The organism is Paenibacillus solisilvae (assembly GCF_042656405.1).
GTDB lineage: Bacteria > Bacillota > Bacilli > Paenibacillales > Paenibacillaceae > Paenibacillus_Z > Paenibacillus_Z solisilvae.
The window spans coordinates 41,312-67,431 of sequence record NZ_JBHSOW010000024.1; the positions used below are offsets into that span (position 1 = coordinate 41,312).

Consider the following 26,120-nt stretch of genomic DNA (forward strand, 5'->3'; position numbering starts at 1 on the left):
ATCATTTAAGCTTGAAGCTAACAATGTCTTTCTTCGTTTCGTTGACGACCAATTGAAAAATGTCAGGTCTGTTATAATGCCCCACCACATCAAAATCGTAACGGCTTTGCATGACAAGCGACATATCCAGATCCGCATAAATAATCCCTTCTTGGTCATATAACGGCTGTTCAACATATTCGCCCAGCGGCCCAACGATCGCACTGCCTCCCCTGCATAATACATCTGCATCTTGCTCGATATCAAGGTAGCCGGCCAGATCAACCGGATAAGTCGATTTCGTTACAAACTGGTTACTGGAAAGCACATAGCATCGACCCTCACAAGCAATATGCTGAAGAGTTGCCTGCCAAGTATCGCGGGCATCAGCCGTGGGCGTAATTAGAATGTCGATTCCTTTAGCATACATAGCTGTTCTGGCAAGCGGCATATAATTTTCCCAGCATATGAGTCCGCCTATACGTCCAAATGGGGTATCGATGACAGTAAGCGTGCTGCCGTCTCCCTGTCCATACAAAAGCCGTTCAGAACCCGTAGGCATAAGCTTGCGATGCTTCCCCAGCACTTCTCCGTCCGGTCCAAGATATACAATCGAATTATACAAGGTTGAGCCGCTGAATTCCTGATCTCTTTCCACAACGCCTACTACAAGATACAATTCGTTTTCTTTCGCGATTTTGGCCAGCCGATTAGTATCCTCACCGGGAATGTCAATTGAGCTCTCCCAATACCTCTGCCAATCCTTGCGCCCTCCGCTTGTTCGGCTCCCGACACGAGTACCAAGAGTAAGACCTCTAGGGTATCCGGATAAGAACACTTCTGGAAATACAAGTAAATTAGCTTCTTGGAGACGAGCGTCAATCGAATAGCTTTCTATTTTCTGGAAGGCAGATTCCTTGTCAAAAAGGTTCGGAGCAGATTGCACGACAGCGACACGAACATGCTGTTTCTTCATGATTTTCTCCATCCATTCGTAACTAATGTATCCCCTTATTCATAACGTTTCATTTCGTTAAAGCCGCTTTATTCTTGTAATAACGTGAAAGCTCGATGATCATGGCCCCCATCCTTTCACTATCAGGCGTTAGGACCAGTCTTACTCCCTCTTCCTTTAATGCCTCAGCCGTTACTCTTCCTACCGCTGCCGCAACGACTCGACCATTGAAGTTTTTTATAATTTCCAAATAACAACCACTGTTTCTGGCATACAGAAAAAAATATCGAACCTGAACTGCGGTTGTGAAGCAGACCGCATCTGCTCTGCCTTCCATAATCTCCTGGCATAACTGACGCGACACCTCATCATCCGGAGCAACATGCTTATAAGGCAGGATCGCTCTGACTGCAGCCCCTCTCTGTTCAAAAAAGGCAACCAATGCTGGCATAGGCTCTCCATGCAGCTGGATCGTTACGCCTTGTCCTGCAAAATCAAAGGCTTGAAGCTCTCGAATAAGCCCTTGTGTCGTCCCATCATCATCAATGACAATCGGCTTAATACCTAATTGCTTCAACATGGCAAATGTTTTATATCCTCTTGCCGCAACTTTGGATTGCTTCACAATATTGAGCAGCCGGGTGTAAGCACCGGTTCGTTCTGCCTGATGAAGCAAGGCTTCGAGCCCCGTTCCCGTTGTGAAAATGATCCAATCAGTCCCGCTTTCAACCAGATGGTTCAGATCGCGCTCAACTTCCTCTTCCGCGGGCAGCAAGGTTCCTTGTTGAGGGCGAACAAGGGGATACCCGCCCTGTCTCTCAATAATTTCACTGAGTTCACTTAGTTTACGGGAACCCGTGATGACAATTCGTTTTCCCTCCAGTGCCTTGGCCATTACGGGTACTCCTTTCTAATTCGCGATGCTCCTGAACCGTTCTAAGCCGGCGCGGCGCCAATAGCTGCCGAAATCCTCGCCAAGCTCCCGCTCCTCAACAAACGATTCCAGTATAGGGCGTACCGTTGCCACCAGCTGATCAATCGGCACCGTTTCTTTAAACCGCTCGTTCAATGCTGTGCCAAGCGAACTGCCGCCGAGAAACACATCATATTTGCCGCTGGCACGACCGATGAAAGCAATGTTGGCGTTATATGGACGCGCACAGCCATTCGAACATCCGGTCATTCGAATCGTGATGGTCTCTTCCGCGAGATTAAGCTCTTCGAACAGCTTCTTGAAGTGCGGCATCAGCTCGGGCAAAGCCCTCTCCGACTCGGCAAGGGCAAGCCCGCAAGTGGGAAGCGATACACATGCCATCGTATTCTGCTCCACATTCGACAGCTCATTCGGAAGAGGTACACCAAAGGATCGCAGCTTATCTTCGATCGCATTTCGAAGGCCATTTGCAATGCCGCTCAGAATTATATTTTGCTGTGCGGTGAAGCGAACGGTTAATTGAAACTCCCGCACAATGTCGCGAAGTGCCGATTTCAGTTTTATGGTCTCCGTATCCTTAATACGACCATACGGAATGAACAGCCCCAGGTAACTGACTCCATCGCGTTCGCGGTGCCAGCCGAGATGATCGTTCCCGCTCTGCCAAGTAAGCTCCCGCGGAGGATCAAGCTCCCGGCCCAGTCTTTCCTCGACCTCTTGCTTGAACCATTCCAGTCCACGCCGGTCAATCAGATATTTCATGCGGGCAAATCGGCGGTTCGAGCGATCGCCGAAGTCCCGTTCCATGGTCACGATCGCAACGCAGGTATCCAGTATGGTATCGATTGCTTCATCTCTGGCCACATAACAAAGCGGGCTTGCAAGACGAGGATACGTTTCCTGATCAAGCGCCATCCGGCCCATTCCGCCGCCTACCAGCACCGTATATCCAACGATGTGCTGATTCTCGATATGCGCCACGAGACCGAGATCATTGTCGTAAACATCGATGCAGTTGTCCCCTTCTGGTACGATAGCAACTTTAAACTTGCGTGGAAGATATACATCTCCATATAACGGCTCTTCCGTCTCTCCTTCAGCGAGTTCAACGGGCTCGCCGTCCACCCAAATCTCATGGTACGCATTCGTCTTTGCGCTCAACCGATCGGACAAGGCAAGCAAATCATGGCGCATCTCCATGCGAAACGGCTCGTCGCCCGGTTCCGCGCAGCAGATCGTATTACGTCCAGAATCGCCGCAAGCTCCAAGCGTCGTAACAAGCGATTCATTGAGCGAACGGATTGTCCGTTTCAGGTTTCCCTTGAGAATTCCATGAAGCTGAAGCGTTTGACGTGTCGTGATGCGCATATTTTTATAATCCGTATACTCGTCCGCCAGCCGATCAAATACCAGGTATTGTTCAGGTTTTAGCAATCCGCCTGGAATGCGGGCGCGAATCATCATGCTGTAATGCTTTTCCTTGCCTTCTTTCTTGAGCTTTGCCCTCAGATCACGGTCGTCCTGCTGATAAACGCCGTGGAATTTGAGCAGCTGCACATTCTCTTCCGAGAAATGGGGTTGGCCGTCTTGAAGGTCCTCTTTAATCGTTCCTCGCAGGTGACGGCTCTGCCGCTTTATGATCTCAATCTTGGATAATTTCTCATCGCCTGTCGTTGTCAAAGACTTCACTCCTCACTCCATTCCGATATGTCTACAATGGTAATAGAAAAAACATTAAAACAAACCATCCAATAGCGGTTTATTTACACCCATCCAATCTGAATTTCACCATTCTACATCAGACAGCGCTTCCCAGCCGGAGGTATCCTTCCCATCCATTTTTTTGTTACGTGGACCATCCATGTTCAATAGATTGAAATTCATTTGTCATTTTTACGTTGAAAAATGGGGCATCTTATGTCAAATCAGGTGGTATGATAAAATGACAAATGACAGTTATGATTCATTCTATAAATAAACGGAAGCAGGTCATAAAATTGTGGAAACCTGATCGTCAAAGCAGCCAACCTCTGTATCAACAAATAGCCGACGATCTCGAACGGAGAATATCTTATGGCGAATTCCCGCCGGGCAGCGTGCTTCCTTCCGAACGAAAATTGGCGGAGCAATTGGAAGTGAACCGCAGTACAGTGGTTCTTGCCTATGCAGAGCTTCGTGTGCTGGGGATTATTGAAAGCCAATCGGGAAGCGGAACGCGAGTAAGTAAATATAAATGGGGGGCAACGCCGAAGCATACTCCTAATTGGCATCGGTATGCAGAAGGCGGAAGTTTCCTGCCGAACCTGCCCTTTTTGCGCCGTGTCCGGGAAGCTCTAGGGCAAAATCAAACCTTGATTGATTTCGCAAGCGGCGAACTGGCTGCGGATCTATCTCCTGTCGAGGAGATCAACATGCTTATGAACGAAAATCATTACACAGAATATCTGGGATATGACAATCCTCAAGGTTTTTTGCCGCTCAGACAAGCGCTGGTCACCTATTTAGATCAATATCGGGATATCCAAACCTTAGACTCATCGATTCTCATCACTTCCGGCTCCCAGCAATCCTTGTATTTGATTACCCAATGTTTGCTGTCTCCCGGAGATGCGGTTGCCATTGAAGATCCTTCTTATTGCTACTCTTTGCCCATGTTTCAATCGGCCGGGCTTCGACTGTTTCGTCTTCCTGTAGATCATAAAGGAGTCCGGCCCGAAGATATTCGTTCCCTTTTCAAAAAACACCGCATCAAGATGGTATTTATCAATCCCAATTTTCAAAACCCGACTGGCGCGGTGCTTGATCATGAACGAAGAATCCAACTGCTGGATGTCGCGAGTGAGCTGGGACTGCCGATAGTAGAAGACGATCCTTTTAGCCTGACAGCCTATAAGGGAACACCTCCTCCTCCGCTCAAATCCATGGATTCGATCGGCTCGGTCCTCTATATCGGTTCTTTCTCCAAAATCGCAGCGTCCGGGCTGCGTATCGGATGGATGGTCGCTCCTCATTCGGTTATCGAGCGGCTGGCGGATGCCAGGCAGCAGATGGATTTTGGACTTAGTGTTGTCCCGCAAAGGGTTGCCGAACAGTTTTTGAAATCTCCTTATTTCCTTCCTCATATGGAACGTTTGCGCATGCATCTGCTTTATAAACGGGACTTGCTTATCGAAGCCTTACAAAAAGAACTGCCGGACTTGGTGACATTTACAATTCCGCAAGGTGGTTTGCACTTATGGTGCAAAATTATACCCCAGGTAAATGACAGTAAGCTGCTTGAGGAAGCGATCCGGAGGGGAGTTATCTTCGTACCGGGCAGTGTTTACGGATCGGATTCAGGTTATATGCGATTTACGTATGCAAGACCCAAAGCAGATGACATTGGACCGGGCATATCGAAATTTGCGGCAGCACTTCGAAGCGTACTTTGTTAAACAAGCCTCTATCCAAAGAGGGTTGTCCCATCCCTCATTCCTTTCATGATGGATGGGACAACCCTTTATCGGCAGCCTATTGTTATTGTACTATCATGCCCATTCGTCAAGCTTCAAATTTATACGCTGCATTGGTGGCGAATTGAGTATACATCGGTTGGATTATTGGTCTACTTTTCGATTGCAAAAGCACTGTATCCGCGTATTTTGCGTCCTGTAAAAAGATGGCTTCACCCGCTGTTCCTGTACTTATGCACGGCTCCTTTGCTTGGGACACTTCATATTATCCCGCTGATGCTCTTCCTGAACCGATATTATCATCCCGGCTGGTTTAGTGACCGCGCTCATGATACGACTGCCTTTTCGTCCATTTATTATTTGAGCGGCACATTCGCCGTCGTTACTGCCGTTAAGCTTCGATGGAAGCACTTCGTCCCGATAGCTAAAAAAGCCCGCGATTTACGCGGACTTCATTCATAGTGCTTTAATTAGTGCTTTAATTAGTGCTTGAATTAGTGCGTTTATTGGGGATTTTATTGATGCAGTAATTGATGCAGTAGGCTTGTGTTCAAACTGAAAGGGTTAAAGGCCGGAAATGCTCCGCATAAAAAACCCGACCTCGTTCGGCCGGGTTGCGATAATAGCATATGCATAATAGGACGATAACAGTCTGAGTGCAGAACAGCTGAGCTAATGCCCGCGTGCCTTACGTTTCATCAACCGCTCGCGACATTAGGCTTCATCTGACTCCGCCATGTTCAGTTCGGCACTACCTCACCGAGCCACGCATTCTGCTCCAGCAGCCTCCGTTGAAGCTCCGTGACTGATAGTTCCCGTGATGTAGCAGATGATTGCAGCGCAAGAGCCGCTGCCGTACCGGAAGCTTCGCCCATTGCGAAGCAATTCGGCATCACCCGCAGAGATCCCTGAACGGCACGATCGGCGGAAGCGGCACGTCCCGGGACCCATAAATTATCAATCCCTATTGGAAGAAGCACCCGGTAAGGCACGCCATGGGATTGTCCCGGCGCCAAATGCTTAAAGGTCATCGTTCCTTTGCTGTCGGCCATATGAATATCGATAAAATAGGCATTGCGTGCAATGTTATCCTCGAATGAACGAGCTTGTATGAAGTCTTCGGCCGTGAGCGTATAATCGCCCTGAATCCGCCGTGTTTCCCTGATGCCTACCTGCTCGCCTGTAGCGACCACATGCGCCTTCTCGAATCCGCCGACATAGGCCCGAAGAAACTGCACCTGGCGCTCCACCAGTCTGCGGCCTTCGATTGCTCCTCGAGTCAGATCCTCCGCGCTTGTCCCGTCGATGCCGAAGATATGTCCGAAATTGACGCCGACCAAATAATCATTCACCCAAGCAAATCCCGATACCGATTTCCGTCCTTCCGGCAGAGCGCCGTCCGCTATCGCACGCGCGACCGTTTGATTGAGCTGGCTTGAATCGCCGGATTCCCTCAGGTAGCGGTCGAACTTAGCGCGATCGACATTCGCGAGCAGGTAGCACATGCTGCCTGGCTGCAGCTCACCCTGCCCCCCGCCTTTCTGGAACGGAACACCGGCCTTTGCCGCAATATCAGCGTCACCCGTCGCATCAATGGCATAGCGGCAGCGCACGAGAGAGCGGCCGGATTTATTAACAATAATCATACCCTCGATTTGACGCCGATCTTCCGACAGCAGTACATCATAAACAAATGTATGGAAAAGCAAAGACGCTCCGCTCTCAATCAGCGCATCATCGTACACACGCTTGAGCGTTTCGGGGTCAATCGGCACCCAATCCAGCGCATGGGCATGCCTATTGCGGTATTCCGGATTGCAAGCCAGCTTCATCTGTTCCATAAGCTTGAGGCCAATTCCGCGTACGACCGGCTTTTCTTTATCCGTAAAGGGACAAAAGGCGGGAACGAGCGCAACCGTTCCCATCCCTCCCAGAAATCCGCGCTGCTCAATCAGGAGCGTTCGCGCACCGTTCGAAGCAGCGCTAATCGCTGAAGCGATCCCTGCCGGCCCACCTCCAATTACAACAACATCCACGTCATGCGATACCGGAATCGACTCGGCCGGAATGGTAACTTCACCTCGGCTCATTGAAATTTCCTCCTTCATTGCAAGCCAGGCATTTGCGGGCCCGCATATTCTTTATGTTTCCAATGGGCATTCTGCCGCGTTCATTTCTAGTATAATTAATATACTCATCTTGGATAATGCTGTAAATAACAATCGAACTAAATCGCGCCAATGAACCATGGCCGTCTGACGCTGATTTTGTCTTTGCCGTTCATGTCAAGCCTAGTCAAAGAAGGATTTCATCCAATCAAAAAAAAGCCGCTGTTACCCGACTTTTATAGGTTTATGTGTTTGATTTTCACATTTAAGCTATGTTGGCTTTTTGATTCTGAATGGGCAGCTGAGCTTGATGACGATGATGGAGCAAGTAGTAGACGGCAACAGAAAGCAAAGTAATGAGTCCTGCGACAACATACATCATCCGGTAATCCGTGAAAGAAGCAATCAGTCCCATAAAATAGGAACCCAATCCATAGCCTAAGTCAAAGGACAAGAAAAACGTCCCTATAGCGGCCCCCCTGCGATGTCCCGAGGCCAGTTTCATGGCAAGCGTTTGAAAACAAGGCACGAGCGCCCCGTAACCGATCCCCATGATGACACCGGCGATCAGGATGACCGTACCGGAATGAGCTTGGCTTAACAATATCAGGCCTATGGCAAACAACAAGAGGCCAGGATAAGACAGCAAATGTTCATTATACTTATCGAATATTTTGCCGATGACAGGACGGAACAATACGATCATGACCGCAAAAGCAACAAAAAAATAACTCGTGACCTGGGATTGATGAATCTCTGCCGTAAATGAAGAGATAAAGCCGGATAATGAGCTGTAAGAAAAGGCCAGAACAAACCCTACCAACGAAATCGGCAGCGCCTTCGGTTCAATAAAGTCGCTCCAGCTCAAGCCCTTTTTTCTCTTGGCAGGCTCTAAATTCTGAACGGCTTCCGCAGTGCATGGTCTTTGCTGGGGCAACCGCATTCCGATCGTAAAGAGCAGAGAAAGTGCAGCAATGGCACATACCGCCAGCAGCAGGACATGGATATTCTTATCCCTCCATAGAAAAAGCCCGAGCGCAGGACCGACAACCATGGCAACGCTCATAAACATGCTGAAGTAACCCATTCCCTCACCCTGGCGTGAATCAGGGATCAGCGTAGATGCAACCGCGCTTGTCGCCGTCGAGGCTACCGCATAGCTCATTCCGTGAATAAGACGAATGACCATGAATAAGAAAATTCCCTTGGAGCCGAAATAACCTACACAGGCAATTAGAAAAATGACCATCCCGATAACAGCCATTTTCTTTTTCCCGAACCGATCTACCCACTGACCCGAGAAGGGCCTGATCAATACGCCTCCGATCACATAGATGGTAATGGTTAATCCCATCTGCTGCTGATCCCCGTTCAAACTATCTTTCACATATAACGGAAAAGCGGTCGCGAGAATATAAAAAGTGAGAAACATGAAAAAACTGCTCATACAAACAACAATAAAATTCTTCGTCCAGATTCTCTCTCTAATCAACAAACTCTCTCCATTCTCCTTAATAAATTTTCTGTATGTTTAAATAGTATAAGGTTGAAACTTTATTAAAAATAATACTTATTTTATGATTGAAACATCACATTAAAGTTATGTATGAAGAGAGGGCTTACCATGGAATTTCTCCAGCTCAAATATTTTCAGGCGGTTGCGCGCCTGGAGCACATCACAAAGGCAGCCAAAGCGTTAAATGTATCGCAGCCTTCGCTCAGCAACTCGATCCAGCGGTTAGAGAAAAAACTGGGAATTCCTTTATTCGAGCGTCAAGGCAGACATATCAAATTGAATGCATTCGGGAAAACCTATCTTCGACGGGTTGAGCAAGCTTTTCTGGAACTGGAGGAAGGAGAGCGGGAGCTCAAGGATATGGCAGGACTCGACCATGGAGTCATATCCATATCGGTGACGCTTCCGTATGTATTGCCAACTCTTCTGAAAGATTTTCTTACCGCCCATCCTCACGTGCGGGTCATACAGCGTCAATTGGGCTCTGCTTTAGAAATGAAAAACGACCTGGAGAACGCCGATATTGATTTCTGCATATCTACCACGCCGGTTACCGGGCCGGATATTGAGTGGCTGACGCTGGTGGAAGAGGAATTGTGTTTGACTGTGCCGAAGGGACACCGTTTTGCCTCCAAGAAGAGCATTCCATTAATTGAAGCGTCCAATGAACCTTTTATCTCCTTGTCCTCCAGATCTAATTTTCGGGAAATTACGGATGGGTTTTGCCGAAAAGCCGGTTTTGAACCCCATGTCGCTTTCGAGCTTGAAGAAGTCAGTGCCATACAAACATTGGTTGAAATGGGCCTCGGCATCACCTTTACCCTCCCCCTCTCACTGGGGGGGAGAGCCACAAATACGGAAACCGTTCAATTAAAAATAACGGAGCCGCTTTGTAATCGCACATTCGGGATTGCATGGAACAAAAAACATTATTTATCCCAGGCCGCCATTCATTTTCGCCAATTTGCCATAGCATTTTTCAGTAAATCTTAGGAACCCGAATTCGGCTCCGCTTACATGCACGGTTCAGCCGATTGCGCTTGCATTTCGCAGTATGAGGTCACCAGATCTTTCTGGTCGACCTCACTAATATTGTGGATGTCATTCAGCGGCAGCATAGCCAAGGGAAAACGTTATGTATTTCGATTTGAATACTCGTGAGGGGCTGTATCTGAAATTGTTCAATGAGGCGTACAGAGGTGGATTTTTGTTTCTTGTTTGTAAGAGTTATATCTGGATTTCATAATGCTGTCCTTAGGCGAACTCAAAATCACGCTCAACCCTCCTGCTGCAAACGCGCGAGCTCGCTGCTGATGCTTTTAATAATTCCATCGAACCACGGCTTGCCATGAGGCACCCATCTCCGGGCTGCCTGTGCGTACCAGGCGATTTGTAGAAAGTGGTATAATTGCACAATCCCTAGAGAGACATGCCGCGTCGGATCAATTCCCAATGAGATCAATAAAGTAGCGCAATCCAGCGCTACCGGTCCCCGAATAGGCCGCTGCCAGTCAAGGACGAGGTAACCCTTTGGCGTTACCAACACATTTTCAGCCTTAAGGTCTGCATGGACGTATCCTGACCGCGAGTGGATGGCGTTCTTCAACGATGGGGATTCACTCCATCGACTAAGGCAGTTTACCAGTTCGAGATCCACTTGATGAAAACTGCCCTCCCTGATTAAGGCGCGTATATCATCCAGGACTGATCTAATATAAGAGGCCCAACGCTCTTCTGTACAGATGTCCACCATGGCCGGCAGCTCTCCTTCGATCTCCGCGATCTGTTCAAGCAGATCGGAGGCAATCGCAATCGCCTCTGTCTCCTCTAGGTGATTGTCGTTCAATCGCGGCGCGTCGACCTCCTCCATTATCATCGCAGTAGTCGTTCCCTCTGCCTCGATTACGCGGGCTGACACCAAGAGCGCCGATCGGGCCCGGCCGTAAAAGTCAGCCTCAAGTGTTGGCGGGGCCTGCACCTTGTAGATGTAGCTGCTGCCACTTTCGGTTCGAATGCGTTGAACGCATGATAGCGGCCACTCGTGAATGGTGGTTCGCTCCGATACAAGGCTGCCAAGGAGCTCAGCCAGTTCGTCGTCGTCGTGCAGCAATAATTCGAATAGATGATGACGGTGCATATCTCATTTCACCTCTCTGGTTTAATTCAATTCCCTTACATCTTATAGTTAAAAGACTCAGCGGGCATAATTCTCACCTTTTCTTGGAATCATCCCCGGCCATATGAAGTAATTCTTGTTCAGGAGATACAATCCCTTTTTGGGATCTTATCATATAACGACAGCTTGTGGTTGACCGCCTCAAACGCTTGATTCAGCTCCATTTGCCGCCTAAGCAGCTCATGCTGATGAGCCTCCAGGATAATAAGCTTCTCTGACGGGAGCTTGTTTGATTTATATCGAAACCTATTTTTGATAAATGGAGTATTTTGCGCAGAAACTGAAGCAGAACTGTCTATGAAGTTAATAGACCCCATTCGACCCGGCGGCATAATCACAGGCAAATAGGGTCTTCATTGTTATTGGGGTATCGGTGCGCCCGACATTTCGTAGGCAGCCAGAATGGATTTAAGCAGTCCGGGAAACCGGTCTTCCAAATCCTCCGTACGAATGGAAAGAAAACGCTGCGTGCCAAGAGACCTAACGCGGACAATGCCCGCTTCCCTTAGGGTTCGCGAGTGGTGTGATAAGGTCGATTTCACGACGGGCACTTCGATATCCCCGCACGTGCGCTCCCCCGTTTTGTTCAGCTCACTCAGAATATATAATCGGATGGGATCGCTGAGAGCATATAGAACCGAGGATAATTGGATATCCGCCTTGTCCGGATGGAAGAGAATTTTCATTGGCCAACCCCCTTTAAATTTATTTATTTCCGTAATTGCATTTTACCACAGAGCATGTTATATTTCTATTGTTCGATAATAATGAAACTTTAAAACAACAAAAGGTGGTGAGTCAAATGTCAACGTCAGCGTCGGCCGCCGCACGCGGTTTCGAACAAACGTCCATTCGGGAAGGTCTGGTGACCGTCCTGTTAGGATTGTCGATCGTTTTGGTTATCATGAATACAATGATGTTTAATTTGGCGTTGCCAAGCGTGGCTCACGATTATGGCTTGTCGCCATCGACAACCTCTTGGATCGTTACGGGATATTCCATCGTCTTCGCGATCTCATCCATCACCTACAGCCGGTTATCCGATTTCGTTCCGATACGGCGGCTGTTTATTATCGCGCTTGTCTCGCTTAGCGCGGCGGCCATCGTCGGGTTGTTCAGTAACGGCTTCTTGCTGCTTCTGATCGTCCGCCTCGTACAAGCATCAGGAGCGGGTGCGATTCCAGCTCTATCGCTTGTGCTAATTACCAGGTACGTCCCGCTGGAGCGGCGCGGCAAAGCAATGGCGACGATTATGTCGGCTGCTTCGCTCGGGCTTGGCCTTGGACCCGTAGCAGGCGGGGCTATCGTCGAATTTATTGGCTGGCATTTTCTATTCGCGGTTACCGCCGTTACGATTCTGCTCGTTCCGCTGTTCGCGGCTCTTCTTCCTACGGAGAAGCCGGCCAAAGGCTCCTTCGACGCGTTGGGGGCGTTCTTCGTAGGTATCGGAACGACCGGCCTTTTACTGTTCTTAACGAATCAATCCGGGATTGCGCTGGCCGCAGGTCTGATCTCACTCATCCTGTTCGTCATTCGCATTCGCAGGGCGCGGGATCCCTTCGTTCAGCCCGTCCTGTTTCGCAACCGTGCCTACTTGATGCTGGGAGCCGTTGGGATCGCCGCCTATTTATGCAGCTTCGCTACATTGTTTCTGATGCCGCAAATCCTGGTTAATCTGTACGGCTTAAGCGCGATCTCTTCCGGTCTCGTCATTTTTCCCGGATCTTTGCTGGCTTTATTCCTATCGCGCAAAGTCGGTAAGATCATCGACCTGCAAGGCAATGCGGCGATCATCCGCTTTATTCCTTTGCTCGTTCTCGCGTCGGTGCTGCTGTTCGCTCTGCTTGCAGGTACGACCTATGTCGCCATCTTGTTTATTTATATGCTGCTGAGTGTAGGTTTCACGTTCTTATCCAGCAGCATCTCGAATGAGATGTCGCGCATTTTGAAACCTTCTCAGATCGGCTCCGGCCTTGGGCTGTTCCAGCTTCTCCAATTCTTCAGCGGGGCGTTCGGAGTTGCAGCTACCGCAAGCGCGTTATCTTGGCAGAAAGACCTGCCCCTGAAAGCTGCTTACAGCAATATCTATTGGGGACTGACGATTATCGTGCTCCTTTCGATAGGCTGCGCCTATCTCTATGGACGGCGAATGCCCCAAGTTGCAAAAAATTGATAAAAACGTGGGGCTATCCCAAAGGGTAGACCCAGATTCAAATCCATCATTCATTGAAGAGAACCTTAAACCCACTGTGGGTCTTAAGGTTCTCTTTTCGTATTGATGTGCACTCGTTCCTGGTACAGCTGAACAGACCGCCGACAATGTCGGCAGCCTGTTGTCATGGTTATAGCTGCTCATTACTCGTTATTTCGTTATTTATTCCAGCTGTCTTTCAACGGCACGATACGGTTAAATACAAGCCGGCCGGCTGTAGTTAATTTCTTATCCGCACAAAAATAGCCATGACGGAAAAATTGATATTTTTGTTCAGGACGTGCATGTTGAACGAAAGGCTCCAACAACCCATTCTTTACAATAATAAGCGAATCCGGATTGACCGCATCGATCCAATCCCCGTTGTCGTCATTCGGAAGCTTCTGCTCCAGCAGCAGCTTCTCATACAGATGAACGTCAGCCTTTACCGCATGCTCTGCCGAGACCCAATGAATCGTCCCCTTCACTTTACGTCCGGTAAATCCGGTGCCGCTCTTCGTGAGCGGGTCATAAGTGCAGCGCAGCTCCGTAATCTCCCCGGTATCCGGATTCTTGATTACTTCCTCGCACCGGATGAAATAGGCCCCCTTCAGTCTTACCTCGCCATTCAGACTGAGGCGGTGAAAGCCCTTAGGCGGCTGCTCCATAAAATCATCCCGTTCGATATAGATGGTTTTGGAAAAAGGAACCTCTCTCCTCCCGAGCGCTTCGTTCTCGCTGTTATTCTCGATCATCAGCAGCTCCGAGTCATTCCCTTGGTAGTTGGTAATGACGACTTTCAACGGATGCAAAACTGCCATGATGCTAATCGTTTTTGCTTTAAGATCCTGCCTGAGGGAATGATCCAGCATCGACATGTCTACCGTGCTTTGGGTCCGGATGCTGCCGATCTCCTCAATGAAGCTGCGGATGCTTTCCGGCGTGAAGCCCCTTCTTCTTAAGCCGCGGATCGTAGGAAGCCTGGGATCATCCCAGCCGTCTACGTAACCTCCCTCTGCCAGCTGCCTCAAAAACCGTTTGCTTGTCACAACCCCCGTTAAGCTCAACCGGCCGAATTCCCTTTGCTGCGGAGGCTCTGGGATATCAAGCTCTTTTAAGACCCATTCGTACAAGGGGCGGTGATCTTTGAATTCGATGGAGCATAAGGAATAGGTAATGCCCTCAATCGCATCTTGAATGGGATGAGCAAAATCGTACATCGGATAGATGCACCAGTCGTTTCCCGTTCTGTAGTGCTCTGCATGGATAATGCGATAAATAACAGGATCACGCAGATTTATGTTAGGCGAGCTCATATCAATTTTGGCACGGACAACCTTGGAGGAAGCCGGATAGCCGCCATTCTTCATTGTCGTAAAGAGCTCCAGATTCTCCTCTACGGATCGGTTTCTATACGGGCTGTTCCTGCCCGGCTCCGTCAAAGTCCCCCGATACTCCGTCATTTCCTCAGGAGTCAAATCACAGACAAAAGCTTTTCCCTGCTTGATTAAGGAGACTGCGGCGTTATATATTTCGTTCGAATAATCCGAGCCGTAGTAGATATGATTTCCCGGATCATACCCGAGCCACTTGATATCCTCGATAATCGCGTTCACATACTCGATATCCTCCTTAAGAGGATTCGTATCATCAAACCGTAAATGAAAATTTCCATTAAATCTTTGGGCGATTATATAATTCGTGTGTATGGCGTAGGCGCTTCCGATATGAAGATAACCGTTCGGCTCGGGAGGAAACCGCGTGCACATGTCCCTGCCAAATGCCTTCAATTGAAGCTCCTCACTAATTAACCTAAATAAAAAGTTTTCGCTGTAATGCTCCTTCTCGTTCCCCATTGACGACTCCTCCTAATGAATGCGATTAGTGGTTTCCCGGCACAAAAAAAACTTCACCTCCAAGACCTCATGTCTTGGGGACGAAATTTTCGCGGTACCACCCCAGCTTCATTAATATGTCGCCATATTAACCTCTTCAAGTACGGCTTTGCAGGGCAATGCTTATACTCTAGCCCGATAACGGGAGCTCCCGTCATACCATCCCCATCGAAGGTTCCGGCATGCTGCTCAGAGGCTTGGTTCGGAGAAAGGTTCTTTGCTCCTTTTCAGCTGCCGGAGCTCTCTGTGCAAGAACGTTTTCCCTTACTCTTCTCGTCATCGCGTTTGAATATTGCATATAGGATAACAATTATCCCCTTTTGTGTAAACAAATATTCTTATTTATGATATGAAACACAGCTTAAATCGTTGCATTTATTCCCTGAAGTTTCCCGAAATTTACAATCGTACCGTCTTCTGATCCGTTTTCACTAGGCCAATGACAGTATTAAAATGTCTCGGTAACAAACACCCAATCATCTATCACGATCTTTGCATAACTTACAGAGTACTCAACACGTGAGGAGGTGCATTGAATAAATGTCCGGTCATGTAGGCGGTGCTTTTACTAACGCTGGTACGATCCTGGTGCTATTCATATTATTGGTGATTGTAGCTTGTAGTTGCGGAGTATTTGGCGGTTACGGAGGCTACTAAATAAATGTCTGAATGTCCCACCATGCATTCAGGCTGCTAAAATTCCTCCAAAAACCCCACAGAAAAGGCTCATCCCATGGGCCTTTTCTGTGTTTTTCCCCTATCGGATATTGGGAATACGATTAGAATCGCCCAAGTCTTGTTCAACTTTGCATATCCGGAGCTGCATCCTTTATGCAAATTAATCTTTCCATTTGATCATGTTATGGCCGATCATATTGCTGCCATGGGCTTCAGGAGACACCATCTCAAAACCTTGCAAGCTTCGCTGCCCATTTTGTATGCGGTAATCGACCATCTGAATCGGAAAGTTCATGCGGTGAAAGTACAAAGACTCCTCCCCGCTCATCGGTTTTCCGTCACAAGCTTTCAAAGTCAGTTGAGCTTCTTCCATCGTAGATAAACTTACGGAAGTGGCAAATACGGAAGGTTCCCTAAAGATCCATTTTAGCCAAGGACGTACCAATTCTTCAGGCTTTACACCTGGCCATTTGAAGATGGCTCCTCTTGCAAAAGCGCCTACAGCGTAAACCCCAAGTCCATGCTCCCGGGCAAACTCGACCATAAATTGCTGACGGCGCAGGGAGTAGTTCCAGTACGGTGCAATGAAATCGATTTGCTCCCAGATTTGATATAAATATTCTTCAGATAATCTCCCGCCGGAAAGCATTCCCCACCCTACGGCATCCGCAAGGCCTTCACTTTTCAATCGCTGAAATCCTTCAAAAACCCAGTCCGGATATGGATGTTCAATATTCCCGGAGGCCGGTCCTTCAGGCCAGGTATTATGAAAGATCACCATACCCGCTTTCTCGCATCCGAGCTCATCGAGTATATATTTAAAATTGGTCACGATATCATCCGCGCTTTTTTCTTCCCGTTCATGCCATCCATGCCAAATGACAGGAAGCAGCTTCCCTTTAAGGCCCGTCCTCTTCAATATTTCACTGTAAATCTGTCTCTCGGAGGAAAATGTACAGTCAAAATGAGTTAACCCCTGCTCCGCTAAGTAGGAGACGACTTTAGCTGCTTCTTCAATGCTTGGTTTTGGTTTTCCCATAAAATCAATAAATCCATGGCCTCCAAGAACAATTGGCGCCGTTTCAACCGTTGTTGATCCGAGTTTTCTTTTGTCCAATTTTCATAACCTCCTTGTTTATATGCAGCCAACCATGGCTTATCCCCTCAGCACGCGTCTAATGAACGAAACATCCTCCGCACTCAGCGGCTGTCCGGCGCCTGAGGCATTGGATTCGACCTGACTCGCATTTTTGAACCCGGGAATGACGCAGGCATTCGAGGATTGCGCTAAAGGATACTGGATTGCAACCCGGACCAAATCCCGGACTTCACTGCCGAAGCGTTCCTTAACCGGCTGCAGTCTGCTTCGTATTTCCAGCAATCTTTCTTTCGTAAAAGCTTGATTTCCCGAACGAATATCTCCCTCACCGAATTGAGGCGGATGATCCGGATCAAATTTATCCAATAGGAGCCCCTGCGCCAGAGGCCCGAATAGAACAATCCCCAAATTTTGTTCGTCCGCCCATTGAAATAGATTGGTCTTCTCCTGATCAAACTGATTCCCAAACGCATTATAATGAAATTGCAGTACATCAGGACGCGTCACTGGGCATACACGCATGAAATCCCCGTAGCTATAAGCGGACTGGCCGATTACACGAACCTTTCCTTCCTTCTGCAGCTGACGCATCGTATCCGCCGCTTCTTCCAGGTATTGATCATCGGGTCCGAAATTCGTGTTGTGAAAATAATAGAGATCGATATAATCCGTTCCCAAATTCACGAGAGATTGTTCAAGCTGATGCCGGATATGTACAGGCTGCATCGCATTCGGTGCCGTACCTCGAAACCAACCAACTTTGGTTGCGATAACCGTCTGATCCCGAGGAACTTCTTTCAGAAATTTGCCGATTACTCGTTCCGAATGGCCGTCGCCATAAACATCAGCCGTATCAAAGTGGTTAATGCCAAGCTCAAAGGCCTGTCTCAAACCAGCGAGGGAGGCATTATCATCATTGCCAGACCACCCGACAGGACTTCCATCTCTCCACGAAGGTCCGCCTATCGCCCAACATCCCAAGCTAACCTCACTTACCTTTAAACCAGAACGTCCTAATACACGGTATTCCATCGATATCCTTCTCCTTTTAGCTCGAAATTGGTCCTTGCGTTGCTTCCTGGAAGCGATTTCACAACTTCATAAGTTCAGTACTTCATTTGACATCTCTGCGCAGCCGCATCACAGGGGGACTGTTCTCTATTACCCGGAAAAGCCATAATATAAAGCCATTCCTGCCTGTTAATAGCGCTACGTCGTATCATAAAGTAATTGTCCATACTTGAAAAGTACGTACTTTTACTTAACTAAGTTACTAAAAGGTTACAATTTATTGATTAGCTAGTATCTTTTCTTGCCTTGGTATATATTTTAAACAAATGATTTTATCGGAGGTATGGTAATGGGTCATTCACAACCTGGTAATGCTCAAACTCAATACGATTGCTCCATCGAAAAATGTTTGGATGTCATTGGAGGGAAATGGTCTTTTTTGGTTCTTCGGGAACTCTTCGGAGGCAAAAAAAGATTTGGGGAATTAAAAACGAACATTCGCGCCATCAGCTCCAAGTCTCTGACTCAAACCCTGCGTCACCTGGAGGAAAACAGCATTGTCGTGCGCGAAGCTTTTGCAACTATTCCGCCGACGGTTGAATATGATTTAACTGAGAAGGGACATAAGCTGCATAACATTATCCATGAGATGAAAGCATGGGGAGCCCACTGGGCCTAAGAAGTGAATTGTCGAATGTAAAGAAGCGAAGCTGATGGATTCATCCAGAACACTTCATTCTTTTAGAAAAAAAACAAGCCCTTCCGGATCCGGAAGGGCTTGTTGATCTAGAGCGTATAGCTCTACTTTCGAGCCTTCACAAACGATAATTCATGAGATGATCATTCCATCCCTTGTGAATTCCTGAATAAAAGTGCCGAAATGATACTTCGGCGTGTATCCCAATTCTTCTTTTTCTTTGGATAAATCGGTTACGCGGATCTCAGAAGGCAGTTTAAACTTGCAGGCTTCAATGATTTTTTTGGCGCCGGGATAGAGTCTGTCCCAAATTTCGACTGGGGATTCAGAATACGCTTTCACATCATCATTCGTAAATGAATCATGGCGTATAATGCGGTATGCGCCGAATGTTGACGTACATTCCGCTGCCAAGACGACAGCTTCGATCACGTCCCGGCGGTCAACCCCGCCATGAAGCAACCGCTCTCCATAGTTGCGGATATCCGCATAAGGAGTAAAATCCGCAGGACGCAGCATGATCACTTCAATTCCATGGCGTTCATGATAGAACTGGCACATTTGTTCACCGATTTTCTTCGTATAAGCATAAAAATCGGATCCATAATAAGACATGCTTGAGAGCCACACGACGCGGCGCACCTTATTGCGTACAGCCGACTGGAACATTTGAAACGTCCCCGTAATATTCAGATCGTAAAACTCCTGTTCGGAATGCTTTCCCATGTGAATGCCATGAAACGCCGGAGTGTGGACAATAACATCTACTCCAGCAGAAGCTTGATCCAATGCATGGGTTTGGCGTACATCCGCCTGATAATACGTGAATGCAGTTTCAACACGAACAACATCAGACAATGTAATTTCGTGCTTTCGAGCTAATTGCTCGGTTACGCCAGAGGCTAAATTTCCCGAGGCACCGGTTATTAAGATTTTCATTCTTTCATCCCCCTTGTCCTGATATACAGCAAATAAAATCATGAACAACCGACTATACCATAAAATAAAATCGCTCATCTGAGAAGTAAGCACTTTTGTTTACCAAATTACTTGGAGGTTACTATTGCCATTTTTCCGCAAGTCGAGTTAGGCACCGATTTTAGCGGTACATTTGAACAAACCACATTTTAAAACCATGTTTCTCATAAAAGCCAATTATTTTTTGCCACTGTTTACTAGCTGAATAAACGATTGAACGAGTAATCCCGTTACGTTCCGCTGTTTGAAGAAGCTTATCGACCATCAAATGTCCTATATCTTCATTCCGATATTCAGGGTGAACGTATACCTCATCGATTTCAATGTACCGCTCTCCTTGCTCAATGACAGCCAACCCATCGCTGAAGTGAATACTGCCGGTAATATAACCAACAACTTCAGAGCCGATTTCCGCCACCCAGAAGTATTCTCCGATATGGTTCCTCAGCAATTCTTCGGTATTTGCTCCCAAACCGTAGGTGATACACTCCGTAAGCCATAATTCCGATAACCCGGCCACTTTTGAAAGGTCGTTTTCATCTGCTTTTCTAATCGTAACCACTTCTATCTACCGCCAATCCATCTTGAATTTGCCGGGCAATTGCTATTTCATCTTATCATAATTTCTTTCAACTCATATTTAGATGCGGAAATTCCTAAAACTATATCAAATATACCATTTATCTAATTGGTTTTTAGAATGAAAATCGACCTGCCCTGTTGAATCTGATACTATTGACACATAGTCATAACAAATATATTATTATATACAATATAACAAAAGGCGGTGATATAATAGATAGACAGTAACGCTAACTAAAATTGTTATGAAGGAGGACATTTCGTGGTGATTGGAAAAAGGCGGAAGAACTTGATTAAAGGTAAAAAAATCGTAAGCACTTTCACGATTGTTGTTCTCGTGCTTCTCGTATCTTCCTTATCCGTTACGTATGCCGGCAATAGAAGCGGTGTGTCGCTGCCCAAAGGAACCCCTCTTAAATCTTTAGCCGTTATCCCATCCAGCAATTTGACGAACAATGAAGATAAGGTACTCGTGGCCGCACTCCAGGGAATCGTCGCCAAGAGCTCCTCCGAACAGATTTTCATCGACGAAGGCGGACCGGGAGCAACCTGGAAAAACTACATGAGCACAACCTACAATATCAAATTGAATGACCAATATTCAACGTGGCCTTTGCTTGTCGAACATTTCAAGGACAAGGTAAAAGGTTATATCGTCTACGATATGAACAACAATGCTTCCTCTTTGAATGTCGCAACCTCGCTAAGCGGTCCAATGAACGCCTTGATTATCGATAAAAGTCAAGAGGAGGTCGTACGATCCATCGGAATAACGAATAAAATCCTCGATGTTTCGGGCAAGAATGAAAAATGGGCTTATGACAACTACAAGAACCTGTTTTCCAAATCAATAGCAGCTGAACTCAATACATCGATCTATTATCATTTACGCGATTATGCGGCGTTAACGAATTCATTTACTTTTTTTGACGGAGTAACAAATTGGCGCAAAGGAGTCTTAAACGGTCTGAACAAAGGATCCGCGCTGATGGGATATGGAAATAACGAATTTGATATGATTGAACAAGCTTCGCAGAAAGGCATTACATCCATTCCTTCCGATTTGGCCCCTAACCTCTCTGCTCTCAGCAGCATTTACAGCACAGAAGGCTTAAAACAACAGACCTATTCCAATCCAATAACGAAGAAGAAGCATTATGTAACCTTTGTAATCAGTGATGGTGATAACATAGCCTGGAACCTCTGGGGATTGAATGAATACTTCAACAATCCCGATCGGGGAAAATTTAGCGTTGGATACGGCATAAGCCCGACCTTAGTTGACCTCGCTCCGGCAGCATTGCGTTGGTATTACGAGAATGCCACCAAGGGCAAGGTGAAAGACCACTTTATCGCTGGCCCTAGCGGTACCGGCTATATTTTCCCTAGCCAAATGTCTTCAAGTGACCTCGATACGTATGTAGATAACCTGAATACGTACATGGGCAAAGCAGATTTGCGAATTAGCGAAATACTTGATCAAGGCGCGCTAACCCGTACCGATATTTGGAAAAAGTATTTAGCTAAGCCGAATATTGATGCCTTATTCTATTTCGGATACGGAGAAACAACACACGGCGATATCCAATGGGTCAATAACAAACCGGTAATCGCTCAGAGAGATGTATTATGGGATGGGATCACCGACGAAGAAACGCTGATTACAAACATTAACTCCAGGCCGGCGAGTCCAACGACAGCCGATGGCTATACGCTTGTATTAGTGCATTGCTGGACGAAAAGCCTTTCTGATATCAAAACCGTTGTTGAAGGGCTGAGTCCAAATGTTGAAGTCGTAACACCAGACGAATACGTGAAACTAGTAAAGCAGAACCACGCAAAGTAAAATCAGGAATGAGATGAATAAAGCAGGCTTGTTTGCGTAAACAAGTCTGCTTTATCTTTGTTTCCAAGCGAGCCCGGCTGAAAAAATAAGGGGTGGACGATTTCGTCCACCCCTTCAGCGGCTAAATGCCCTGAAAGCGTTCGGGCCACTCCATTTTCGGATGAAAATTGTATAATAATCCTTCTGTAAATAAAATGGCATTGACCCAAAGCGATTTGAAAAAAAGCGGCTTTTGATCGAAAAATGTTAGCGGATCGACAGGAACCGAGAAGTCGGTATAGTCTTCGAAAGAACCTTCGAATCCTTTAGGCCAGTGCCTCTTCAAGGGATGATCCGGGACTCGTCCGCCTCTTTTCACAAGCTCGAAGGTTTCCTGCATCCACTCCATGCCCGTGATTTCCTTGAGCGGAATCATCAACTTCTCCCACCCTTTGAGCAGCGAACCATGCTTGCCCCATTCAATGCGCACGAGGGGACGGCCGCCGTTCTCTTGCGCTTCCTGAACGGCAGCCTGCGATTCAATGACCGTGCTGTGGAAGAAGGTCAGCACATTCGTGATAGATTCTGTGCGCGGATCGTACGCCACCCAAATTTCTTCATGATCGCAGGGCTCATAGTCATCTGGGAAATCGTAATCATCTTCCCAAAACAAATGGTAGCCGATCAGCGGAAGCGTCGGATGGTGAACAGCCGCCACATCCTTTAAAGGAAAACACTCAAGCGGCGTCGTGAGCAGAATGGGACAAAATTGGCGCATCAAACGAATTTCGTGGTCTTCCAGCGGCTGCGCCGGAGCAAGCTCCAATGTCAGCTTAAACTGCTCGCCAGCGCGCCGAAGATTTCCATCGAGATGGTGATACTCCGCCCGCCAAGCGGTAAATTCGGTTTGCTCCGGGCAAACCTGCTGAAGCAGCTCCAATACAGGGATAACCGCATGATAATAGCCGCTGTCCGCCTTCACATCGCCGCTTTGTATCTTGGATATAAGGGTCTCACTGATTCGTTGGAATTCATGCGCATAAATTTCAATCATAATCGCTCACTCAGCCTCTCTTGCTTCAATTGGACAAGCGCAGCAACATTTCTCGTCGTAATGGAAGCTGCGCCCATATCCGCGAATTGGCGCATCAATTCTACTTCGTTCACGGTCCAAACAAAGATGGGCAGGCCTAGCGATGCCGCATAATCCATAAGCTCCTGGCGCACGATGCTGTGATTGATGTTGATTCCGAAACAAGAAGCGGCAAGCGCATCTTCGAAGGTTTGAACCATCGCCTTTCTGTACGGAAGCGTTCTGAATAAGCTGGTGTCTGTGTTTAACAGTTTGCGCATTTCAGGATTCGATTGCTGGGCCAGCATCGCTCGATCTCTTTCACATCCGGATAGGAAAACCTGCTCCGACATTCCATATTGTCTTACCAAGGCCGCAACGGGCTCTATGCTTTCGTCTACCTTCAAGTCCAGGTTCACGACTTTACCCGAAGCCTGGATGAGCGGAAGCATTTCTTCAAGCCTGCAGATCCGAACCGTTTCACGGTGTTCCCCCTGATTGAACTTAAACTGCAGCTCTCTTAAATCTTCATAAGTAGTTTGCGAAATGAACAATTTCAAGCTGTCCACCGTAGTCCATTCATCATCATGAGCCAAAACCGGAATGCCGTCCTTTGTCACCCTAACATCCTCTTCCACCACGTCAGCGCCGAGTTCAAGCCCTGTTTGTACGGAATGAAGCGTATGATCCATTGTGTTCATGCTTCCGGAGTGCGCGGTGATGAGCGGGAATTGATGATTCATTCTACATAACCTCCCTTTCAATAGTCCATATATATCGCATTGGTAAAGGCGATCATGGTGCGAGCTCCGCGAACCGTTCCCTTGAGCTCGGCCCGAACCCAGATCAGATCATCGCCGGGAATTTCAATCACATAATGGGGCTGTTCAATACTAACGGTTTGTTCAAGCGGGCCGAACGCTTCCCTCCACTTCCAGAATTAATCGTTTCATCATGATCGCACGCTCTCTTCTTTAATCATGCTTCGAATATAAAAGTAACCCATCAGCGAGCAAAGCAGGAACGTAAAGAATGCTGTTGCCGCAGCTAATTGTTTGTCCTGGAAGACGCCGAAAATCTGCTCCATCGACACGCCCAGCATTTGTGGAGCGTTAGGTCCGATCAAGAAGGGGGCGGTAAACGAGCCAATAACGCCCATGAACACAAATGTCACCGCAACAAGCATCGTCTTGTAGGTCAGCGGTAATATGAAGCGGGTAAAGATACGCAGTCTGCCTGCGCCTACATCCTTCGCGCTTTCAATGACCGAATTCGGGACTCCAGATAAGGCAGACCCAAGCAGCATCGTCGTAAACGGAATGTTGAACCATAAATTAGCAATGATAATGCCCTTCATGTCGAAAATAATGCGCGGCATTTCCCCTCCGCCGAGCAGCAGCAGCCATCTGGATATCCAGCCATGGTTGCCAAGCAGCTGAATTAAGCCGTACGTAGCAATAACGGAAGGGATGAAGATCGGAATCATGTACATATTGCGGATCCATTTCACCATCTTACCGTTATTAAACCTCATATAAGCGGCCAGCGCATAGCTGATAACCATAACGATAATAACTGAAATGACGGTTACTTCCAGTGTGAACACGATATTGGAACGCATCAGCTTATCGGTAAACAGGTACTTGTAATTGGACAGATCGTAGCCGCCGTTCTTGTTGGTCAGGCTTTCTTTGAAAGAAGTCATAATCGGCACGACCACAGTGACAAAGAGCAATAAAAAAGAGGGGATCACCAGAAGCAGCCCCAGTATCCCCATTTTTACCTCCTTCTTCATTGGGCAGCGACTTCACTTTGCCAGCGTTTGGTCATATCTTTGTCCAGATCGCCGATATTGAATGAACGGAACCCTTCAGATGCCCCTTTGAACGAGTCTTGAATGTCTTGCGACATATTGGAAAGCTTGATTCCCGGGAAGCCATGCATCGTGTTCACGATGACGGTCTGCGCTTCAGGAGACAGAACGAAGTTCAGGAATTGGTAGACGGCGTCCTTCTTATCCGATAGCTTCGGCACCATTAAGTAGGTAGGGCCGCCATTAAATCCAGGCGAGATTTGCGCCATTTTGGTTGTTGTCGGAAGCTGTCCCTTGGCGGTCTGATCCAGTACCATGTCCGACCATGCCGGTATCATATCGACTTCGCCGCTGGTCAGCAAGTCCAATGTTCCTTGGTTTTTCTTTGGATAAATACCGTTGCCGTAAACGGATTTGCCCAGATCCTTAAGCAGCGCAAAGCCTTGATCCCAATCCTTCTCGATGCTCGGATCTGAATTGTGAATCGCTTCTTCAGGCAGGAATTTATAAAGAGTTGTCATCACGAAAGAATCTCCGGAGCCGCCCGTGGACGGGTCATTATAAGCGAATCTTTCCGGATTTTTCTTGATCCAATCATACAGCTCATCCAGATTCGCTGGAGGTGTCTTAACCTTGTCGCTATTGTAAGCTAATACTACCGCAGATGAACGGTACGGTACAGCCAGATTGCTGATATCCTTTAGCGTCGACTCATCCACATTTGCCAGGTTTTTAATGCTCTCAGCGCTTAACGTATCCCACAGGCCGTCTTTTTGTCCGCGCGTCACATAGGATAAGCCATCTTCATATAAATCGATATCGCCGGAGCCTTTGCCCGCTTGTTTGGCAGCGGTAATACGGTCATAGGTTGGTTGAGCGCCTGTGCCCGATGGAATATAGACCGGGTTTACTTTAACATCCGCATTTTCTTTCTCGAACATGGGAATCAGCGTATCCCACAAATCCTTCACATTCTGCGAGCCGGTAAAATAAAAATTGAATTTGACAGGCTCTGCCGCAGCGACTGCTTCGGTCGAGGTATTGCCGGGCGAGCTGGTTGAACCTTCATTTGCTTTGCTGCTGCCGCAGCCGGATATAAAAGCAGCGGTAAAAGTCAGCAGAGTCATACAGACGATGGCGGTTTTCTTGCGGAACATGT

At 47.5% G+C, this 26,120-nt stretch carries 22 protein-coding genes and 1 other annotated feature; of the genes, 6 read left to right on the forward strand and 16 right to left on the reverse strand.

The genetic code is table 11. The features are described from left to right. Nucleotide 1 precedes the first annotated feature (1 nt). Genes ACFPYJ_RS06695 through ACFPYJ_RS06705 form a run of 3 tightly spaced genes read right to left on the reverse strand, consistent with a single transcriptional unit; the run spans nt 2 to nt 3,548 of the window. Nucleotides 2-955 carry a carbon-nitrogen hydrolase family protein gene (locus ACFPYJ_RS06695; RefSeq protein ID WP_379187308.1) on the reverse strand — a complete coding sequence of 318 codons (954 nt, stop codon included), beginning with the start codon at nt 953-955 and terminating at the stop codon, nt 2-4. A 49-nt stretch (nt 956-1,004) separates the two neighbouring features. Then, on the reverse strand, nt 1,005-1,829 hold the full coding sequence (locus ACFPYJ_RS06700) for a uroporphyrinogen-III synthase (RefSeq protein ID WP_379187309.1): 825 nt from the start codon (nt 1,827-1,829) through the stop codon (nt 1,005-1,007). 15 nt (nt 1,830-1,844) lie between these two features. Further along, the gene (locus ACFPYJ_RS06705) at nt 1,845-3,548 is read right to left on the reverse strand and encodes an NADPH-dependent assimilatory sulfite reductase hemoprotein subunit (RefSeq protein WP_379187310.1); all 1,704 of its coding nucleotides are present in this window, start codon (nt 3,546-3,548) and stop codon (nt 1,845-1,847) included. Nucleotides 3,549-3,865: 317 nt separating this feature from the next. Here ACFPYJ_RS06705 and pdxR point away from each other — a divergent pair, with 317 nt between their 5' ends. Both pdxR and ACFPYJ_RS06715 read left to right on the forward strand, forming a co-directional pair. Next, nucleotides 3,866-5,302, forward strand: a complete 1,437-nt coding sequence (gene pdxR / locus ACFPYJ_RS06710) for a MocR-like pyridoxine biosynthesis transcription factor PdxR (RefSeq protein WP_379187311.1) — start codon at nt 3,866-3,868, stop codon at nt 5,300-5,302. A gap of 45 nt (nt 5,303-5,347) precedes the next feature. Beyond that, nucleotides 5,348-5,782, forward strand: coding sequence for a hypothetical protein (locus ACFPYJ_RS06715; RefSeq protein ID WP_379187312.1), 435 nt, complete (start codon nt 5,348-5,350; stop codon nt 5,780-5,782). 278 nt (nt 5,783-6,060) lie between these two features. Here the strand turns inward: ACFPYJ_RS06715 and ACFPYJ_RS06720 are convergent, their stop codons facing one another. Together ACFPYJ_RS06720 and ACFPYJ_RS06725 are read right to left on the reverse strand one after the other, a co-directional pair. Further along, nucleotides 6,061-7,410, reverse strand: a complete 1,350-nt coding sequence (locus tag ACFPYJ_RS06720; RefSeq protein WP_379187313.1) for an FAD-dependent oxidoreductase — start codon at nt 7,408-7,410, stop codon at nt 6,061-6,063. A 283-nt stretch (nt 7,411-7,693) separates the two neighbouring features. Further along, on the reverse strand, nt 7,694-8,923 hold the full coding sequence (locus ACFPYJ_RS06725; RefSeq protein WP_379187314.1) for an MFS transporter: 1,230 nt from the start codon (nt 8,921-8,923) through the stop codon (nt 7,694-7,696). A gap of 129 nt (nt 8,924-9,052) precedes the next feature. Here ACFPYJ_RS06725 and ACFPYJ_RS06730 point away from each other — a divergent pair, with 129 nt between their 5' ends. Further along, nucleotides 9,053-9,937: a LysR family transcriptional regulator gene (locus tag ACFPYJ_RS06730; RefSeq protein ID WP_379187315.1), complete on the forward strand. Its 885-nt coding sequence runs from the start codon at nt 9,053-9,055 to the stop codon at nt 9,935-9,937. A 283-nt stretch (nt 9,938-10,220) separates the two neighbouring features. Here the strand turns inward: ACFPYJ_RS06730 and ACFPYJ_RS06735 are convergent, their stop codons facing one another. Both ACFPYJ_RS06735 and ACFPYJ_RS06740 read right to left on the reverse strand, forming a co-directional pair. Continuing rightward, nucleotides 10,221-11,081, reverse strand: a complete 861-nt coding sequence (locus ACFPYJ_RS06735; protein WP_379187316.1) for a phosphotransferase — start codon at nt 11,079-11,081, stop codon at nt 10,221-10,223. A gap of 398 nt (nt 11,082-11,479) precedes the next feature. Further along, on the reverse strand, nt 11,480-11,806 hold the full coding sequence (locus ACFPYJ_RS06740) for an ArsR/SmtB family transcription factor (RefSeq protein ID WP_379187317.1): 327 nt from the start codon (nt 11,804-11,806) through the stop codon (nt 11,480-11,482). A gap of 116 nt (nt 11,807-11,922) precedes the next feature. On the opposite strand from ACFPYJ_RS06740, the gene ACFPYJ_RS06745 reads away from it, so the two are divergent. After that, nucleotides 11,923-13,293: an MFS transporter gene (locus ACFPYJ_RS06745; protein ID WP_379187318.1), complete on the forward strand. Its 1,371-nt coding sequence runs from the start codon at nt 11,923-11,925 to the stop codon at nt 13,291-13,293. A 197-nt stretch (nt 13,294-13,490) separates the two neighbouring features. On the opposite strand, the gene ACFPYJ_RS06750 is transcribed toward ACFPYJ_RS06745, so the two are convergent. From ACFPYJ_RS06750 to ACFPYJ_RS06760, 3 genes are all read right to left on the reverse strand, one after another. Further along, nucleotides 13,491-15,167, reverse strand: coding sequence for a glutamine--tRNA ligase/YqeY domain fusion protein (locus ACFPYJ_RS06750; RefSeq protein ID WP_379187319.1), 1,677 nt, complete (start codon nt 15,165-15,167; stop codon nt 13,491-13,493). 73 nt (nt 15,168-15,240) lie between these two features. Next, nucleotides 15,241-15,495: a binding site (T-box leader), on the reverse strand. 549 nt (nt 15,496-16,044) lie between these two features. Then, complete coding sequence (locus tag ACFPYJ_RS06755) at nt 16,045-17,001, reverse strand: aldo/keto reductase (RefSeq protein ID WP_379187320.1); 957 nt, start codon at nt 16,999-17,001, stop codon at nt 16,045-16,047. A gap of 39 nt (nt 17,002-17,040) precedes the next feature. Then, nucleotides 17,041-18,015: an aldo/keto reductase gene (locus tag ACFPYJ_RS06760; protein ID WP_379187321.1), complete on the reverse strand. Its 975-nt coding sequence runs from the start codon at nt 18,013-18,015 to the stop codon at nt 17,041-17,043. A gap of 328 nt (nt 18,016-18,343) precedes the next feature. Here ACFPYJ_RS06760 and ACFPYJ_RS06765 point away from each other — a divergent pair, with 328 nt between their 5' ends. After that, the gene (locus ACFPYJ_RS06765) at nt 18,344-18,673 is read left to right on the forward strand and encodes a winged helix-turn-helix transcriptional regulator (RefSeq protein WP_379187322.1); all 330 of its coding nucleotides are present in this window, start codon (nt 18,344-18,346) and stop codon (nt 18,671-18,673) included. Between the two features lie 150 nt (nt 18,674-18,823). Here ACFPYJ_RS06765 and ACFPYJ_RS06770 read toward each other — a convergent pair whose 3' ends face one another. Then, a complete protein-coding gene (locus ACFPYJ_RS06770) occupies nt 18,824-19,630 on the reverse strand; it encodes an NAD-dependent epimerase/dehydratase family protein (protein WP_379187323.1) in 807 nt (268 codons plus the stop codon). Between the two features lie 160 nt (nt 19,631-19,790). Continuing rightward, complete coding sequence (locus ACFPYJ_RS06775; RefSeq protein WP_379187324.1) at nt 19,791-20,231, reverse strand: GNAT family N-acetyltransferase; 441 nt, start codon at nt 20,229-20,231, stop codon at nt 19,791-19,793. Nucleotides 20,232-20,513: 282 nt separating this feature from the next. On the opposite strand from ACFPYJ_RS06775, the gene ACFPYJ_RS06780 reads away from it, so the two are divergent. Continuing rightward, entirely contained in the window at nt 20,514-22,097 is a 1,584-nt protein-coding gene (locus tag ACFPYJ_RS06780) for a GxGYxYP domain-containing protein (protein ID WP_379187325.1), read from the forward strand. Nucleotides 22,098-22,218: 121 nt separating this feature from the next. Here ACFPYJ_RS06780 and ACFPYJ_RS06785 read toward each other — a convergent pair whose 3' ends face one another. The 4 genes from ACFPYJ_RS06785 to ACFPYJ_RS06800 form a co-directional block, all read right to left on the reverse strand. Next, a complete protein-coding gene (locus ACFPYJ_RS06785) occupies nt 22,219-23,130 on the reverse strand; it encodes a hypothetical protein (protein ID WP_379187327.1) in 912 nt (303 codons plus the stop codon). Further along, nucleotides 23,127-23,891 (reverse strand): glycerophosphodiester phosphodiesterase, encoded by a 765-nt coding sequence (locus ACFPYJ_RS06790; protein WP_379187328.1) that lies wholly within the window; start codon nt 23,889-23,891, stop codon nt 23,127-23,129. The genes ACFPYJ_RS06785 and ACFPYJ_RS06790 overlap by 4 nt, the downstream gene beginning before the upstream one ends. Nucleotides 23,892-24,100: 209 nt before the next feature. Continuing rightward, nucleotides 24,101-24,943, reverse strand: a complete 843-nt coding sequence (locus ACFPYJ_RS06795; protein WP_379187329.1) for an ABC transporter permease — start codon at nt 24,941-24,943, stop codon at nt 24,101-24,103. Continuing rightward, a complete protein-coding gene (locus tag ACFPYJ_RS06800; protein WP_379187330.1) occupies nt 24,940-26,118 on the reverse strand; it encodes an extracellular solute-binding protein in 1,179 nt (392 codons plus the stop codon). Before ACFPYJ_RS06800 ends, ACFPYJ_RS06795 begins: the two co-directional genes overlap by 4 nt. Nucleotides 26,119-26,120: the final 2 nt, after the last annotated feature.

Bases quoted from the DNA above. Each gene is read 5' to 3' on its own strand.
- ACFPYJ_RS06695 (WP_379187308.1), bottom strand. From the start codon at position 955: ATGAAGAAACAGCATGTTCGTGTCGCTGTCGTGCAATCTGCTCCGAAC.
- ACFPYJ_RS06700 (WP_379187309.1), bottom strand. From the start codon at position 1,829: ATGGCCAAGGCACTGGAGGGAAAACGAATTGTCATCACGGGTTCCCGT.
- ACFPYJ_RS06715 (WP_379187312.1), top strand. From the start codon at position 5,348: ATGATGGATGGGACAACCCTTTATCGGCAGCCTATTGTTATTGTACTA.
- ACFPYJ_RS06720 (WP_379187313.1), bottom strand. From the start codon at position 7,410: ATGAGCCGAGGTGAAGTTACCATTCCGGCCGAGTCGATTCCGGTATCG.
- ACFPYJ_RS06730 (WP_379187315.1), top strand. From the start codon at position 9,053: ATGGAATTTCTCCAGCTCAAATATTTTCAGGCGGTTGCGCGCCTGGAG.
- ACFPYJ_RS06735 (WP_379187316.1), bottom strand. From the start codon at position 11,081: ATGCACCGTCATCATCTATTCGAATTATTGCTGCACGACGACGACGAA.
- ACFPYJ_RS06740 (WP_379187317.1), bottom strand. From the start codon at position 11,806: ATGAAAATTCTCTTCCATCCGGACAAGGCGGATATCCAATTATCCTCG.
- ACFPYJ_RS06745 (WP_379187318.1), top strand. From the start codon at position 11,923: ATGTCAACGTCAGCGTCGGCCGCCGCACGCGGTTTCGAACAAACGTCC.
- ACFPYJ_RS06750 (WP_379187319.1), bottom strand. From the start codon at position 15,167: ATGGGGAACGAGAAGGAGCATTACAGCGAAAACTTTTTATTTAGGTTA.
- ACFPYJ_RS06760 (WP_379187321.1), bottom strand. From the start codon at position 18,015: ATGGAATACCGTGTATTAGGACGTTCTGGTTTAAAGGTAAGTGAGGTT.
- ACFPYJ_RS06765 (WP_379187322.1), top strand. From the start codon at position 18,344: ATGGGTCATTCACAACCTGGTAATGCTCAAACTCAATACGATTGCTCC.
- ACFPYJ_RS06770 (WP_379187323.1), bottom strand. From the start codon at position 19,630: ATGAAAATCTTAATAACCGGTGCCTCGGGAAATTTAGCCTCTGGCGTA.
- ACFPYJ_RS06785 (WP_379187327.1), bottom strand. From the start codon at position 23,130: ATGATTGAAATTTATGCGCATGAATTCCAACGAATCAGTGAGACCCTT.
- ACFPYJ_RS06790 (WP_379187328.1), bottom strand. From the start codon at position 23,891: ATGAATCATCAATTCCCGCTCATCACCGCGCACTCCGGAAGCATGAAC.
- ACFPYJ_RS06795 (WP_379187329.1), bottom strand. From the start codon at position 24,943: ATGAAGAAGGAGGTAAAAATGGGGATACTGGGGCTGCTTCTGGTGATC.
- ACFPYJ_RS06800 (WP_379187330.1), bottom strand. From the start codon at position 26,118: ATGTTCCGCAAGAAAACCGCCATCGTCTGTATGACTCTGCTGACTTTT.